Source organism: Amphritea atlantica (assembly GCF_900111095.1).
Taxonomy (GTDB): domain Bacteria; phylum Pseudomonadota; class Gammaproteobacteria; order Pseudomonadales; family Balneatricaceae; genus Amphritea; species Amphritea atlantica.
Map to the genome: position 1 here is coordinate 255,231 of NZ_FOGB01000001.1, position 15,238 is coordinate 270,468.

Here is a 15,238-nt window from a genome sequence, read left to right on the forward strand (position 1 = left end):
CTGCTCCGCCGTTTTGCTTTCAGAGGTAGTACCATGATTGTGCGTTTATTTACTGGGCTGGACCAGAGAGTCGGTTGGCTGCTCAATGCAATGGCGCTTATCAGCAGTCTTATGCTGGTAGGGCTTATGCTGTTTCTCGTTGTGGCCCGTTATATTTTTGGCTGGTCGATTATCGGCCTGCTGGAACTGATCATGCTGTTTGGTATGTGGTTGTATATGGTGGGTGGACTGATTGCCAGCCGTAAACGGGAACACCTGGTAGTCGATTTTCTACAGACCAGTATCCGCGACCGGCAGATTCGCCGCTTGCATCAGGGCTTCATCTCCCTGATAACGCTGGTGATCACGGCCTTCTTTGTTTATCTGTCTTACCGGATGCTGACCTGGGGCCTGCGTCGGCCACAGCATACCCCGGGCCTGTCAATCCCCCTGTGGATTCCTCAAAGCGCAATATTTTTTGCCAGTATCGGTTGCGCCCTTTACGCCCTGAGGGATTTTATTCAATGCCTGATCGGTTACCATCCGGAGCCGGTAGTTATCGCTGAAGTAAACCAGCAGGATATTCGCTGATGGAAGGTTTAATTGCAGTAGGAATATTATTGTTCCTGATGATTTTCGGTGTGCCTGTTGCCTGGTCTTTTGCCGGTGTACTGGCGTATCTGACATTTGCATATGATGCTAATTTTAATACTTTGATGCTGCAGGGATACCGCTCTATTGATTCGGTCATTCTGATTGCCCTGCCGCTGTTCGTGCTCACCGGATACCTGATGCAGAGTGGTGGAATCGCTCTGAGGCTGGTGAATTTTATTGAAGTGCTGGTGGGTAAGCGCAAGGGAGGGATGGGAGCCTCAATGGTGCTGGCATCCGGTATTTTTGGTGCCATAGCCGGGACTGCCACAGCAGCTGTCGCGTCGATTGGCACGATTATGATCGGCCCGTTGGAGAAGCGTGGCTATCCCCGCGGTTACTCCTCTGCGTTGCTTGGAATCTCCTCACTGTTGGGTATTCTGATTCCTCCCTCGATCACAATGATTCTTTTTGCCGTGGTTACCAGACAGTCAGTTGCCGCCTGTTTTGCCGCCTCCATCGGCCCCGCACTACTGTTAATCGCTGGTTTGATTTTGGCAAACCGTTTTAGTGTTGGCCGCCTTTTTCAGGAGGTGTCGGCGGAGGCTAAAGATGGTTTGGAAGAGCTGCCCTCCAAAGGGACTGCTGCATTTCATGCGCTGCCTGCACTGTCTCTGCCAGTCGTTATTCTGGGGGGGATCTATGGCGGTATCTGTACGCCGACTGAGGCCGCTGCGATTGCTGCCTTTATGGCGATCCTGATCGGATTTTTTGTCTATCGTGACCTGAATATCAAGCGCCTGAGCTCAAGTGTTATTGCCGCGGCTGAAACAACAGGTACCGTCATTCTTATCCTGCTGTTCAGTTTTATGATTGGTCGGATACTGGCATCTGAGCGGATTCCGCAGGAGTTGACTGAGGTTATTACCGGATTGGTGAAAGATCCTCTGATGATTCTGATTGCCGTCAATATCTTTCTGATTGTGGCCGGCATGATTATGGATGATGTCTCTGTGACGGTCGTGGTTGCTCCTCTGTTTATGCCTCTGATGGTGGCCAGTGGGGTAGACCCGATTCATTACGCTTCAATTGTTGCCTGTTCTGTTGTTATCGGAGCCAACAGCCCACCGGTAGCGCCGATTCTTTATATGGCCTGCCGAATTGGACAGGTGCCTATTCATAAGGCTGTTATGCCGGCAATCGCACTGATGGGGTTAGTCGGTCTGCCGGTGATGGTGGTCACCAGCTTAGTGCCACAGCTGTCACTGTTCTTTCCCAAACTACTGGGTTTGATGTAAGTCTTATCGATGATAACTGAAGCAGCGTCTTGATTTTCAAGACGCTGCTTGTTGTTCCAACAGCGCTTCGCACCTTGCTCGTTATTTGGACCTTCCTCTATATGGGTGGAAAGTACGCTTTGCGAGAAGATCGGATTTTTGAGGGGCGTCTCTTTATGATTGAATTGAGCTTAGAGTCGTCTGACTCTCTATGCTTTTTCTAGCGCCTGGCAAGGGGCGAAGCCGCGTCTAACGATTCGCGTAGCGACCTTCTAACGACCTACCATGAGCCAGCCTTTTACTCCCTCCTGTTCTTTCTATAAAATATTTTGCACACCTGATGCTGTTCATGCGCGGATGTTGATTCCAATAACTCAATACAGACGGCGGTAACTGAAGTGGAAAATATGGATGTTGGCGAACGGTTAAAGGCGATTCGCAAGATGAAGGGGCTCTCACAACGGGAGTTGGCAAAACGTGTGGGCGTGACCAACAGTACGATCTCAATGATCGAAAAGAATGGTGTCAGCCCTTCGGTCAGTTCATTAAAGAAAGTGCTCTCGGGTATCCCGATCTCTATTGGAGATTTCTTCACCCTGGATATTGATGAGATGGAGTCTGAAAGTGTCGTCTATAAGGCTGAGGATATGCCCGATATCGGCTCCAATAATGTCAGTCTTAAGCTGATAGGTGCGCGTAATAAGGGGCGTTCAATGGATCTTCTGAAAGAGCGCTATGAACCCGGTGCGGAAACCGGACCTGAGATGTTGCAACACCCCGGCGAAGAGGGTGGGGTGGTGATCAGTGGTGAGATTGAGCTGACGGTGGGCTTTGAGGTGTACCATCTGAAAGCGGGGGACGGCTACTATTTCAACAGTAACCGGCCCCATCGTTTTCGTAATATTTCGGATGAAGTGTGCGAAATAATCAGCGCTAACCCATCGGTTTAACCATTGGCTTGCGTTTTTTCTGCCGCTTCAGCGGCGGGCTTTTCCTGGGTGCTGATTGTTGTGTCTGAGGGGGTGTCCCCATCCAGTTTGATCACCGGCTTTTGCAGAATCAGTGTGTTGGGGTAGGTGATGATCTCTCCCTGACGACGGATAATGACGTGGAATAGCGTGATCTCGTCGACGATGCCACTGATATTTTCATCCTTATCCACAATCTTTATAAAATCGCCAACCCGGTAGGGAAAACCGAAGAAAATAATCAGACTGGCGGTTATATTGCTCAGAATTGACCATTGGGCAAACATCGCCACGCCAATCACTGCAAAAACCGACGAGAGAAATACCGATAGCTGAGAATAGTGGATCCCTAATAGCAGTGTCAGCAGTGTTAAGAACAGCAGCGTCAGGGCGATATTAAGTGTTTTGGCAATATACTTAATACGATATGGGTCTGTGTCTTTCAGCTTCCCCAGCCGGTTGATATTGCGGTTAATAAAGCGGATCGCGATGGCATAGGTGGCAATCAGCACGATAACGATTAGGTATTTCATCCCTTTTTTATCTCCGGGTCTGGATTATCTTTATGGTCAGAATTATCTGTATGCTCTGTCGTTGCGCTCAATTGGTCCAGTTTGGTATGCAGGCGCATGATCTGTAGCTCCAGCTTCAGGTTGATTTCATAGGTCGCATCCTGCTTGATCCTGTCTTTTGCGGCCTGGCGGTTCTGCGACATCATGATAATCGGCGCCTGAAACGCGGCCAGACTGGAAAGCCCAAGGTTTAGCAGGATATAGGGGTAGGGATCAAAGGGGGTATCAATCAGCAGATAGCTATTGACGCCTATCCAGGCGACGATAAAGAGAAAAAACAGACTGATAAACCACCATGAGCCGCCAAAGCGAGCGACAACATCCGCGATTCTCTGTCCGGTCGTCAGACTATCACTGAAAGCGTTGTTCACATTTTCAGATACCGTGGTGTGTTCGGCGATACTGTTAATGACTTTCTGCTCTTTCTCGGCCAGCGAGCTGTAGCTCTGCCCCAGAAGGGCTTTCGCCAGATTTTCAAAATAGCGTTTCATAGGTTCCCCCATGGTTGGTTCCGGTCTGCTCAGTCTCATCTGTTGTTTAGAGTGCTGTAGCCGGATGTGGGTCAGATGATAACCGATTCCTCGCGGGAAATTCTCAACTGGTTGGCAGATTTCCTCTGTTGATAAACCGATAGTAGAAGGTAGTCAGGCGTTAGTTAACTGTTATTTAAACGTTAACCGGTAAATATTATCTCTGGACTCTGGACTCTGGACTCTGGACTAAGCAAGCTCGCTAATCAGAGTAGCCTGTTGCAATGAGTGCCGTTGGGTGGGGAAATAAAAAAGCGGACCTCTTTTTCAAGAGGTCCGATAAAAAACCGGCTCCGGTGGGGGACGACCATCCGACTCCAGTGGTTTTAAAACGCCAGGGCGGGCTTAACCGAACATCTCTTCTGCGGTTTCACGCAGCACGTTGACCAGGCGGTCGATATGGTTGGTTTCGATGGTCAGAGGAGGGGAGAACGCAACAATGTTGCCCATTGTCCGCACCATCACTCCGCGCTTATAGCAGCCTTTCTGGAAGTCCAGTCCGATCGGGCCGTTAGAAGCTACCGAGGCGTCAAACTGCACTGCGCCAACCAGGCCGTAGTTACGCACATCGATCACTTTAGGAGCGTCTTTCAGGCTGTGCAGCTGGTTTTCAAAGTGAGTGCCAATGTCGCCGCTGGCGCGGGTCAGTAATCCCTCTTTCTCATAGATATCCAGGGTTGCCAGACCGGCTGCACAGGCAACCGGGTGCGCCGAATAGGTATAACCGTGGTAGAACTCGATACCTCCGACCGCTACGTTATTGACGATCTGATCGTGGATCCCATCCTTAACAAACACGGCTCCAAGAGGGATAACACCGTTGGTGATCCCCTTGGCAGAGGTGATCATGTCCGGTACCACATCAAACTCCTCTGCAGCAAAAGCGGACCCCAGCCGACCCCAGCCGGTGATCACTTCATCAAAGATCAGCAGAATATCGTACTGATCACAGATCTCACGCATCCGTTTGAGGTAACCCTTCGGTGGCATAATAACGCCACCGGCACCACTCATTGGCTCAATGATAACTGCGGCGATGCTGTCGGCACCGTGGAAGTGAATTAGTTGCTCCAGCGCTTCAGCTTTATCGATACCCTGTTCAGGCAGACCTTTGCTAAACGCGTTGTTAGCGATATCCAGAGTATGTGGCAGATGGTCAACTGGCAGTAGCGGACCAAAACCAGTACGGTTTGGAGTCAGGCCGCCAACGGAGATACCACCGAAGTTAACGCCGTGGTAAGCCATCTCCCGTCCAAGGAATTTGGTTTTTCCTCCTTTACCCCGTGACTTGTGGTATTGCAGTGCGATCTTCAGGGCTGACTCAACGGCTTCAGAGCCGGAGTTAGCAAAGAAGACTTTGTTCAGCCCGGTGGGGGTGTGCCTGATCAGCCGGTTGGCAAATTCAAAACCGATCTCATGACCAAAGTTGAACGGTGAAGCATAGTCCAGTTCACGCAGTTGCTGGCTGACTGCATCAGCGATCTCACTACGACCGTGTCCCGCGTTGACACACCACAGGCCCGCCGTGGCGTCCAGTATTTCCTGACCTTCGTTGGTGTAATACATAACGCCTTCAGCACGCTGGATAATGCGTGGCTGGCTTTTGAAGTCCCGGTTCGCCGTAAATGGCATCCAGAACGCATCCATATTGATGTTCGTGCTCATGGGAAAACCCTGTTTAAGTTATTAGTAATGGCCGGTTACTGAGATCAGTTCAGCATAGAACGGTTTTTTTAAAGGGTGGCCTTATGGAGTCATAGTAACGCTAGTGTTAAAGTCTTATAAATAACAAACATTGAATGCTTACTTTGATGTTTATAAAACTATTTTGAGGGTCGTCTGATGGTGGGTAAGGCGTTGCAAAGCATGGCCAAGGTAGGGGATTATGAGATTCGTCTGCTGCGGGTTTTTAAAACGGTGGTTGAGTGTGGTGGTTTTTCTGCGGCTGAGGTGGAACTGAATATCAGTCGTTCAACCATCTCGGTGCATATGTCCAACCTGGAGGCGCGTCTGAAGCTTAAACTCTGTCAGCGGGGGCGTTCCGGATTTGCCCTGACCGAGGAGGGGCTGACTATCTACAACGCCACCCGACAGCTGTTTTCCCGACTGGCGGAGTTTCGCTCTACTGTTAACGCCCTGCACCAGCAGATGACCGGTGAAGTGAGAATTCTGACATCGGATACCATCAGTCTGGATGAGCGTTGTGGCCTGGATAAGGTGCTGGCCGAGTTTGCCGCCCTGGCACCGGATGTGTATATCAGCTTTGATACCGCCCCGCTGGGAGAGATTGAGCGACGGGTGATCAACGGAGAGGCGGATGTCGGTTTTATTCCCCATCACAGAGATATCGAGGGGCTGGATTTTCTGCTGATGTATAAAGATAAGTCACTGCTCTATTGTGGCGACCGCCATCCGCTGTTTCATGAGCAGGATGCGCAGCAGCTTAATGAATCACTGAAAGCCTGTAAGCTGGTACATGCCGGCGTGCTGACCAGCTCTGAAGCGAGTATGCAGCTGGCCGAGATGAATAAGGCAGCAGAAGCCTACTACTACGAAACCCGGGCGACGATGATTTTATCGGGTGTTTATGTGGGCTTTCTGGCTGAGAAGTTTGCTCAGCAGTGGGTTGAGCAGGGACGGATGCGGGCTTTGTTGCCCGACACCCGGTTCTATAATCTACAGGTTGCGGCGATCAGTCGCCGTTCGGGCCCATTGAATAAACCCAGGGATCTGTTTATTGAGCTGCTGACTCAGCACATTCAGGCGTTGGAGTAAGCGCTCCAGGTTTATTCTTTGAGCCATTGACTGATCTGTTGAATAAGCCATTCCGGCTGGTCGTGGGGCAGGTCGTGACCGGCATCCGGGTGGCTGATATGGGGTGAATGCCAGGCGCTTGCGAGCTGCTCTGAACAGTACGGATTGACCAGTTTATCTTGTCCTCCGCTGACCAGAAGCACCGGTTTTTTGGGCGGGTAGGGCTGGGCACTACAGGCAATAGCCAATTGCAGCTGGCGGCGAAAATTGTTGAAGCTGACCGGATACTCCAACTGGTACATCTGCCAGAAAGACAGGGACTCATTTCGATAGCGTTGCGATGCGCATGTCAGATCAAAGATGGTTCGCTCCCGCGGATAACCTTTTGTGAGCATCGCCCGCACCAGTTTTGGCAGGGCGCCGGGTTGTAAGCGGTAATGAGGAGGGTTCCAGGGCGAGAGGCTGCTATTAACCATCACTACCCCCCGCAGATCATCCGGATATTCCTGCATCCAGTGATAGGCGATCATGCCTCCCAGAGAGAGCCCCAGAAGATACACCGGCTGTTCAGGGCGGTGGCGGCGGTGCAGATCGTTGATCAGTTCATTGACTGAGGTGGGGCTGGGGTGTTGATAACGTTTTCCGTTGCCCGGCAGATCGATACAGCTGACCCGGGTGTCGGGCAGCAGTTTCTGCATCTGTTGTGGGAACTTTCCCCAGTGCCGGCTTTCCCTGCACAGTCCGCGCAGTAATATCCAGTGTTGTTCAGCCATACCAGCGTTGCTTTGCCTCAAGTTCGTAGCGCAGTCGGCTCATTGGGCTTACCGGTAACCAGGTTTCATAGGCGCAGCAGCTGCGGATAAGAAACTCCAGTAATAACAGATGGCGGCGCATGGTGCGTTTTTCCCGATGCGGTACCAACGGATTAAACAGGCCCATAAATGAGGTTAACTGTCGCGGATTCTTCTTTACCCAGCGCCATGACCCCATCTCCAGCGTTAATGGCAGGAAAACTGTCGCCTCCAGGCTGAGTGACTGGTGGTACAGATAATCCCACAGGTCGCCATGGGTAAGGTAGCTATGGTGCTGGGGCTCGATAATGTAATTATGATGGGGGTTGCTTGTTTCAAAAAGATGAACCAGCGCGGCGAGTTCTGCCCGGTGTTGCAGAGGTTCGCGGGAACCGGCCATTGGAAACCAGATGCGATCGCGCAGCCCGAAACCGGAATGACAATCCAGAACAATGCTCAGGGGTGAGTTAAACAGCTCATCATGCACCCAGTCGCATAACGCCAGCGCCTCTGTTTCCATCGGTTTTTTCTCTTCGCCACGATACCAGGGCAAGCGGTTGCTGAGCCGGTGACCGCCCACCATCCAGGTGGTTTTATCGCTGGCGTTATGAGGCGCGTTGCGCATCAGATCGACCCCCTGAGGGTTGCTGCGCTGCCCCAGGGCCATTCCGGACGGGTTGAGCAGAGGACAGAAAACAAGCCGCAGGTGTTGCAGCTCATAGTTCAGACCGCGATCCCAGGTTAAACGTTTGAGTAGTGAACTGAGAAAGGTGAGCAGCAGCCGGGTACCGATCCGTTCAACCCCATGCACCCCGCCGACAAATGCCAGGGTAGGTGCATCTGGATTGTCGGAGCCAAACTGCAGGCTGTAGATCGGTAGCTGATGGTGCTGACTGTCAGACTGATGCTCTATTAACGCCAGCGTTCGGACTTTAAGCTGTTTGGCATGTTCGCAGATCAGCTCCTCCAGCAGCGCCATTTCTGGCAGACAGCGGTCTGTCAGGCCGGGATGAACCCGCTGTATCGGCTCAGATGACAATTTTGCTGCTTGTCCAAGTTCTGTCATCGATTCCTCCCACTGAGATACAGAATAAAGTGTAGTCGGAATTCGTGAATCAGTTAGAACGATGAACAGACTTATTTCAGGGGACTATAAATTGTGATGTCCTGATCGGTCACCGGTAGAACAACTAACAGACATGAAAAAGGAGGCCAGGGCCTCCTTTTTAACATCTCTTTGTAAAACTATTTATTAGCGGCGAAGTATTCGCGGGTCAGTTTGAAGACAACCGGGCTCAGCAATGCCAGTGCGATCAGGTTAGGGATCGCCATCATTGCATTGAGGGTATCTGCCAGCAACCAGATGAAATCAAGGCTGACGCCGGCACCGATTGGTACGGCGATAATCCATAGGACACGGTAGGGGGTGATCGCTTTGACTCCGAAAAGAAACTCAATGCAGCGCTCACCATAGAATGACCAGCCGATGATGGTGGTAAAGGCGAAAATCGCCAGCGAGATTGCGACCAGATAATTACCGATACCTGGCAGTGAGTGAGAAAAAGCAGCTGACGTCAGCGCGGCGCCCGACGCGCCAGAGGTCCATTCTCCGGAGGTGATGATCACAAGTCCGGTAATCGAACAGATGACAATGGTATCGATAAATGTGCCCAGCATCGCGACCAAACCCTGACGCACAGGGTCTTTCGTCTGGGCCGCCGCATGCGCTATCGGCGCAGAACCAAGGCCTGCTTCGTTGGAGAAAATACCCCGGGCAACACCAAAGCGGATCGCCATCCAGATTGCAGCGCCGGCAAAGCCGCCTTCAGCCGCACTTTCAGTGAAGGCGTAAGTGAAAATGAGGTTCAGCGCGGCAGGGATTGCATCTGCGTTGATTGCCAGAACCGCGAGGCCTGCTACCAGGTATGCGATCGCCATCAGAGGCACGAGAGCCCCCGCAACACTACCGATACGTTTGATACCACCGATCAGAACAGCGCCTACCAGTACCATCAGAATTGCGCCGGTTACCCAGACATTCAGTCCAAAGTTGGAATGGATAACATCGGCCACCGAGTTTGACTGAACGGTGTTGCCTATCCCAAAAGCGGCAACTGCACCGAAGATAGCAAATGCGGTGCCCAGCCAGGCCCAGTGTGTGCCCAGACCGTTCTTGATGTAATACATTGGCCCGCCGACATGGTTGCCCTCTTCATCAACCTCACGATATTTTACGGCTAGCACCGCTTCGGCGTATTTGGTGGCCATGCCCACAAGTGCGGTACACCACATCCAGAACAGCGCACCGGGGCCGCCAAGAAAAACGGCTGTCGCAACACCTGCAATATTACCGGTACCGACGGTTGCTGATAGTGCTGTCATGAGTGCCTGATAAGGAGGGATTTCACCCTCATTGGCCTCTTCACCTTTTGCTGAGCGGCCGCTCCAGAGCAGCTTAAAGCCGGTCCCCAGTTTGAGAATCGGCATCAGTTTCAGACCTAACATCAGAAACAGACCGACACCGAGGATCAGGACCAGCATCATCGGTCCCCAGACGATACCGTTAATCGTGTGGATTACTGAGGTGATAGCTTCCATATAAACTCCTTAATTATTGTTGTTCCCTTCCAGCAGGCTTTTCACCTGAGTATCCGGCTGGGAACGTTGCCGTTTTAATGGTCGTTTTTTGAAAAAACGGATAAATAATCCAGGCGGATGCGCCCTTGGTTTTTATACCCGGATATTCTGAAATACTGGTTGTTCAGGCCTCTTCAACCAGCCCCTTAGCGCTGGGAAAAGAGGTTGGTTTTACCGTGTGGGACGTTGATTGCCGCGCTGTTGAAATTTCTGCATCTCTTCTGCCGGTACAAACAGGCCTCCGGTGGTCCACAGCAGGTGAGTGGCGTTGTGCATTGCGTGATTTAGCCGTTGTTGTTGCAGATAGTTCTGTCCCTGTTCTGTTCCGGTTAGCCAGGTAGGCCCTGAAAATCCTGCTGCGGCTGAGGGTTCTATCTCAATACCTTCACTCTGGCTTAGCCGGAAGAGGTTTTTGAACAGTTCATCATCGGTGACGGTAAAAATACCGCTAAGCATATTGTCGATAACAGAACAGACCCAACCGGACGCCATACTAACTGCCAGACCATCTGCTTCGGTGTCAACCCTGAGGCCGACCTGATAGACCGAGTCCGGGTGCTCTTTATCGATAGCCTGCATGCCGATCAGTACGCAGGGTGCCTCAACCGGTTCGGCAAAGAAACAGTGCACATGAGGGCCAAAAACCTGCTTCAAACCGAAGTTAATACCGCCAGGTGCGCCGCCGACCCCGCAGGGTATATAAACAAAAAGAGGGTGTTCTGCATCAACAGGGATCTGCTGTTCAATCAGTTGCTGTTGCAAGCGCAGGGCGGCAACGGCGTAGCCGAGGAATAGGCGAGGCGAGTTTTCATCATCGACAAAATAGCTGTCTGGGTCGGCGTTGGAGGCGGCCCGGCCCGCAGCCACGGCAGCGCTGTAATCATCGCTGTGCTCGATAACGGTAACGCCGCGGTCACGCAGTCGCTGTTTTTTCCACTGCTTCGCTTCAACCGACATATGTACTACCGATCTGAAGCCCAGAGCTGCACTGATGATGCCGATACTCAGGCCAAGATTTCCAGTGCTGCTGACCGCTATCTCATGACGGCTGAAAAGTGCCTGAGCATCTGCACTGAGTAATTTAAGGTAGTTATCGTCGTAGCCGCTGATGATGCCATGTTCCAGTGCCAGTTGCTCTGCATGACAGAGTACTTCATGAATGCCGCCCCGGGCTTTGACCGATCCGGCAACAGGCAGAGCATGATCACCTTTTATCATTAGTTTGCCTGACAATTCGGGATAATGCTGTTGTTGTAGGTTAGTCGCTGAGAGGAGGGCTGACTCGATCAGTCCATTGCTACTGATGAGTTCAGGAAACAGTTGTTGTAGCAGCGCTGCACAACGGCGCAGGCGCTGGTCTGCCTGATGGATATCAGAAAGAGTGAGTTCGGTGTTGTGGCAGGCTTTTTTGGCGTGTAATTCAGGGTTCAGCCAGAGTATTGGCTTGCCGGTACTGAGAGCCTTTCCCAGTGGTGTATCAATTAGTTTACCCATAGATCGCTCTGCAGTTTGTTATGTTTGTATGGTGCAGTGGGTGTATTCTGTGATCTTAGGTCGGGCTAAACAAACGATGATTTCTATTGTATGGTTAAGTTCAACTAAACTAAGCAAGAATAAAAACGGAGCCTATGCATACTAATAGTCAGATTCTCGCGGCCATGAGAACGTTCGAAGCAGCGGCACGGTTACATAGTTTCAGTCAGGCGGCCAGTGAATTGTCGATTACTCCCGGGGCGGTCAGCCAACAGATCAAAAATCTGGAAAGCCAGGTGGGGGTTATGCTCTTTACGCGTAAGATTCGACAGGTGGAGCTGACGGCAGAGGGGTTGCAGTTTTATGAGACGGTAAGGCCTGCGCTGGTGAGTATCGAAAACTGCCTCAGTCGTATCAAACGATCCGATCTGAAAGGTAGTGTCAGGTTGCGTTCGATTCCCTCATTTGTATTTAAGTGGCTGATTCCGCGTCTGGGCGGTTTCCAGAAGCGCTATCCTGATATTCGCATCGAGACGATAGCAGAGGGGAGTCTGCTGGACTTGAAAAACCGGGACTTCGATATTGCGATCGATTATGGCCTGGGAAGCTATCCCGGCCTGAGTTGTTCATTGATGATGAATGAAAATCTTTTTCCGGTTGTCAGTCCTGAGTACTTCAGTGACATTGACTGGAGTACTCCGGAGGCGCTGAATCGGGTACCACTGTTGCATGACACCGCCCCCTGGGCGGATGCCGAACCCGATTCGGAGTGGCGCTACTGGCTCAGAGCCAGTGGCATGAATACGATTGAAACTGACCGGGGGCACTACTTCAATCGCGGTGATATGGCGATTAAGGCTGCCGAATCAGGGCTGGGCGTGGCAATTGCCCGGGAGTCGCTACTGACGGATGAGATTATTCGTGGGCGCTTATTCGCTCCTTACGCAAAGCAAAAGTGTCGCTGCCGTTATTATATTGTTTATGCTCATGGCGCCCTGAATAATCCAAGGATTAAAGCCGTGCATGACTGGCTTATCGAGATTGGCAGTCAGCCAGGCTGAGCGTAATGGCCGTCAACTTACTATTTAGCCCCGCGGACTACTCGGATTAATTGGCAGGCTGAGAGTTTCTTTGACTTCCTCCATGACAATATAACTCTTGGAGTTTTTCACGCCGGGCAGGGTCAGCAGCATCTCTCCCAATAACGCCCGGTATTCGGACATATCGGCAATCCGCGCTTTAATCAGAAAATCAGCATCCCCCGAAACCAGGTGACACTCCAGCACATAGGGCAGGGACGCTACCGCTTTATTAAACTTAAGGAAGGCATCCGGTGACTGGTAGGAGAGTGAGATCTCAACAAAAACCAGCATCCCATAACCCATTGCCTGAGGATCAATGCGGGCATAATAACCCTGAATCAAACCATCCTTTTCCAGCCGTTTAACCCGTTCCATGCAGGGTGTCGTACTGAGACCAACAATGTCTGCCAGGTCGACATAGCTGATGCGGCCGTTTTCCTGCAGGGTTCTCAGTATATTCAGATCGATCTTATCCAGCTTACGTTTTTGTTTTGTATTCATAGGGTTACTTCGTCCGCAGTCTCCGGTTGGAGGTAAAATTTATAACAGGCGCTATTTTGCAGGGTAATAGTTTTGAAAATAGTTTAAATACAAAAAAATAATCTGTCAAAGATACAATACACTAGTCAAATCATTTGTTGGTGATAAATATAAAAACGGATAGGTATGTTGCAATGAAGATTTTGATTTTGGGTAGCGGCGTTATCGGTGTAACCAGCGCCTGGTATCTGGCTAAACAGGGCCATCAGGTTACTATCATCGATCGCCAGAGCGCACCGGCGATGGAAACCAGTTTTGCCAATGCCGGTCAGATCTCGCCTGGCTATTCCGCTCCCTGGGCCGCACCGGGTGTACCATTAAAGGCGATCAAGTGGATGATGCAGGATCTTGCGCCGCTGATGATCAACCCTAAAGTGAATGCCAATACTTTGAAGTGGATGACCAAGATGCTATCCAATTGCACTCAGAGTTCATATCACACCAACAAAGCCCGTATGATGCGTTTAGCTGAGTATAGCCGCGATTGTTTCAAAGATCTGCGTACTGATATCGAAATTGATTATGAAGGCCGTACCGGGGGCACGTTGCAGCTGTTCCGCACCCAGAAACAGGTGGATGCGGCGGCAAAAGACATCTCTGTGCTGGAAGAGTGCGGCGTCGATTATGAACTGCTGGACCGTGACGGTTGTGTTTCCCGTGAACCCGCTCTGGGTTTTGTTAAAGAGAAAATCGTCGGTGGCCTGCGTCTGCCCGGTGATGAGACCGGTGACTGTTTCAAATTCACCAGCGCGCTGGCTGAAGAGTGTAAGAAGCTGGGGGTCGAATTTAAGTTTGATACTGAGATCGAAGGTCTGATCAGCGATGATAACCAGATTGTAGGCGTTAAAACCCGTCAGGGCACATTCACCGCTGACCGATACCTGATGTGTCTGGGCAGCTACAGCACCCTGTTACTGGCTAATGTCGGGGTTGCGATTCCGGTCTATCCGATTAAAGGTTACTCACTGACATTGCCGATTGTTGATGAAACCAAAGCGCCGGTTTCAACCGTGATGGATGAAACCTATAAAGTTGCAGTGACCCGTTTCGATGATCGTATTCGTGTGGGTGGTACGGCTGAAATTACCTCCTATGACACCTCGCTGCAGGAGAAGCGTCGTAAGAATGTTGAGTTTACCGTGGGTGATCTGTTTCCCGGCGGGGGGGATATTCAGAATGCTGAGTTCTGGACCGGTCTGCGGCCAATGACCCCGGATGGTACACCTGTTCTTGGCGGGACACGCTATCCGAATCTCTATCTGAACACCGGTCATGGCACCCTGGGCTGGACCATGTCTCTGGGGTCAGGCAAGTTTGTTGCCGATGTCATCAGCGGTAACAAAACCGATATCGATCCAGAAGGACTTTCCGTCGCCCGTTATGGCCAGAATTAAGCAATAACGGTTTTGAACACAGGGGCTTTTACGCACCTCGTAAGCACCTTTTCTGCCTCTGTGTTCACTTTTTATTACAGGCTATAATCTGCGGCACTCTGTTGCTGGAGAGTAAACCAATCTGAGCAGCAATGGCCAGCGCAGAGATGCTCCGGGCCAGTGCTGACAAACTATTTTAAGAACGATTACTTAGGATTTATACCATGCCAACCAAGACTATTATTGCCACTGAAAATGCACCTTCTGCAATCGGCACATACTCGCAGGCTGTTAAAGTCGATAACACTGTATATATGTCGGGTCAGATTCCACTGGTACCGGCAACCATGGAGATGGTTACTGAGTCTTTTGAAGCCCAGGCTGTGCAGGTGTTTGATAACCTGAAAGCGGTGGCTGAAGCAGCGGGTGGCTCAATGAATGATCTGGTGAAGGTGAACATTCTGCTGACCGATCTGGCTAATTTTGCCACGGTCAATGAAGTGATGGCACGCTATTTTGATCAGCCTTATCCCGCCCGTGCTGCGTATGCAGTGAAGGCGTTACCAAAAGATGCCGATATCGAAGTTGAAGCGGTGATGGTTCTGGGCTGAGCCGCAGGATTCTGGTTTTGATGCCTGTGTTGTGCAGGCATCTGAATAAAAGTGAGAGCT

Annotated in this window: 15 protein-coding genes; 7 read left to right on the plus strand and 8 right to left on the minus strand. The window is 51.1% G+C overall.

What is annotated here, in order from left to right; all coding sequences use genetic code 11:
* The first annotated feature begins 33 nt into the window (after positions 1-33).
* The 3 genes from BMY09_RS01110 to BMY09_RS01120 all read left to right on the plus strand — a co-directional run bounded on the left by BMY09_RS01110 (position 34) and on the right by BMY09_RS01120 (position 2,797).
* Entirely contained in the window at positions 34-570 is a 537-nt protein-coding gene (locus tag BMY09_RS01110) for a TRAP transporter small permease (RefSeq protein ID WP_091352801.1), read from the plus strand.
* Positions 570-1,868 (plus strand): TRAP transporter large permease, encoded by a 1,299-nt coding sequence (locus BMY09_RS01115; protein WP_091352803.1) that lies wholly within the window; start codon positions 570-572, stop codon positions 1,866-1,868. The genes BMY09_RS01110 and BMY09_RS01115 overlap by 1 nt, the downstream gene beginning before the upstream one ends.
* Before the next feature lie 386 nt (positions 1,869-2,254).
* A complete protein-coding gene (locus BMY09_RS01120) occupies positions 2,255-2,797 on the plus strand; it encodes a cupin domain-containing protein (protein ID WP_091352805.1) in 543 nt (180 codons plus the stop codon).
* Here the strand turns inward: BMY09_RS01120 and BMY09_RS01125 are convergent.
* The 3 genes from BMY09_RS01125 to aptA form a co-directional block, all read right to left on the minus strand.
* Positions 2,794-3,348: a mechanosensitive ion channel domain-containing protein gene (locus BMY09_RS01125; RefSeq protein ID WP_091352808.1), complete on the minus strand. Its 555-nt coding sequence runs from the start codon at positions 3,346-3,348 to the stop codon at positions 2,794-2,796. The two genes, BMY09_RS01120 and BMY09_RS01125, sit on opposite strands and share 4 nt — an antisense overlap.
* Positions 3,345-3,878: a DUF1003 domain-containing protein gene (locus BMY09_RS01130; RefSeq protein WP_091353863.1), complete on the minus strand. Its 534-nt coding sequence runs from the start codon at positions 3,876-3,878 to the stop codon at positions 3,345-3,347. The genes BMY09_RS01125 and BMY09_RS01130 overlap by 4 nt, the downstream gene beginning before the upstream one ends.
* Before the next feature lie 384 nt (positions 3,879-4,262).
* Positions 4,263-5,582 carry an omega-aminotransferase AptA gene (aptA, locus tag BMY09_RS01135; protein WP_091352811.1) on the minus strand — a complete coding sequence of 440 codons (1,320 nt, stop codon included), beginning with the start codon at positions 5,580-5,582 and terminating at the stop codon, positions 4,263-4,265.
* A gap of 177 nt (positions 5,583-5,759) precedes the next feature.
* Between aptA and BMY09_RS01140 the strand changes: the two genes are divergently transcribed.
* Positions 5,760-6,692, plus strand: coding sequence for a LysR family transcriptional regulator (locus BMY09_RS01140; protein ID WP_091352814.1), 933 nt, complete (start codon positions 5,760-5,762; stop codon positions 6,690-6,692).
* A gap of 11 nt (positions 6,693-6,703) precedes the next feature.
* On the opposite strand, the gene BMY09_RS01145 is transcribed toward BMY09_RS01140, so the two are convergent.
* The 4 genes from BMY09_RS01145 to BMY09_RS01160 form a co-directional block, all read right to left on the minus strand.
* Positions 6,704-7,444 carry an alpha/beta fold hydrolase gene (locus BMY09_RS01145; protein WP_091352816.1) on the minus strand — a complete coding sequence of 247 codons (741 nt, stop codon included), beginning with the start codon at positions 7,442-7,444 and terminating at the stop codon, positions 6,704-6,706.
* The gene (locus BMY09_RS01150; protein WP_217647366.1) at positions 7,437-8,528 is read right to left on the minus strand and encodes a M14 family zinc carboxypeptidase; all 1,092 of its coding nucleotides are present in this window, start codon (positions 8,526-8,528) and stop codon (positions 7,437-7,439) included. Before BMY09_RS01150 ends, BMY09_RS01145 begins: the two co-directional genes overlap by 8 nt.
* 179 nt (positions 8,529-8,707) lie before the next feature.
* A complete protein-coding gene (locus BMY09_RS01155; protein WP_091352819.1) occupies positions 8,708-10,060 on the minus strand; it encodes an alanine/glycine:cation symporter family protein in 1,353 nt (450 codons plus the stop codon).
* A 210-nt stretch (positions 10,061-10,270) separates the two neighbouring features.
* Entirely contained in the window at positions 10,271-11,593 is a 1,323-nt protein-coding gene (locus BMY09_RS01160) for a D-serine ammonia-lyase (protein ID WP_091352822.1), read from the minus strand.
* Positions 11,594-11,727: 134 nt separating this feature from the next.
* Here BMY09_RS01160 and BMY09_RS01165 point away from each other — a divergent pair, with 134 nt between their 5' ends.
* The gene (locus BMY09_RS01165) at positions 11,728-12,633 is read left to right on the plus strand and encodes a LysR substrate-binding domain-containing protein (protein WP_091352825.1); all 906 of its coding nucleotides are present in this window, start codon (positions 11,728-11,730) and stop codon (positions 12,631-12,633) included.
* 24 nt (positions 12,634-12,657) lie between these two features.
* Here the strand turns inward: BMY09_RS01165 and BMY09_RS01170 are convergent, their stop codons facing one another.
* A complete protein-coding gene (locus tag BMY09_RS01170) occupies positions 12,658-13,155 on the minus strand; it encodes an Lrp/AsnC ligand binding domain-containing protein (RefSeq protein WP_091352828.1) in 498 nt (165 codons plus the stop codon).
* A gap of 173 nt (positions 13,156-13,328) precedes the next feature.
* Between BMY09_RS01170 and BMY09_RS01175 the strand changes: the two genes are divergently transcribed.
* Positions 13,329-14,588: a D-amino acid dehydrogenase gene (locus BMY09_RS01175; protein ID WP_091352830.1), complete on the plus strand. Its 1,260-nt coding sequence runs from the start codon at positions 13,329-13,331 to the stop codon at positions 14,586-14,588.
* Positions 14,589-14,791: 203 nt separating this feature from the next.
* Positions 14,792-15,178, plus strand: coding sequence for a RidA family protein (locus tag BMY09_RS01180; protein WP_091352833.1), 387 nt, complete (start codon positions 14,792-14,794; stop codon positions 15,176-15,178).
* Positions 15,179-15,238 lie beyond the last annotated feature (60 nt).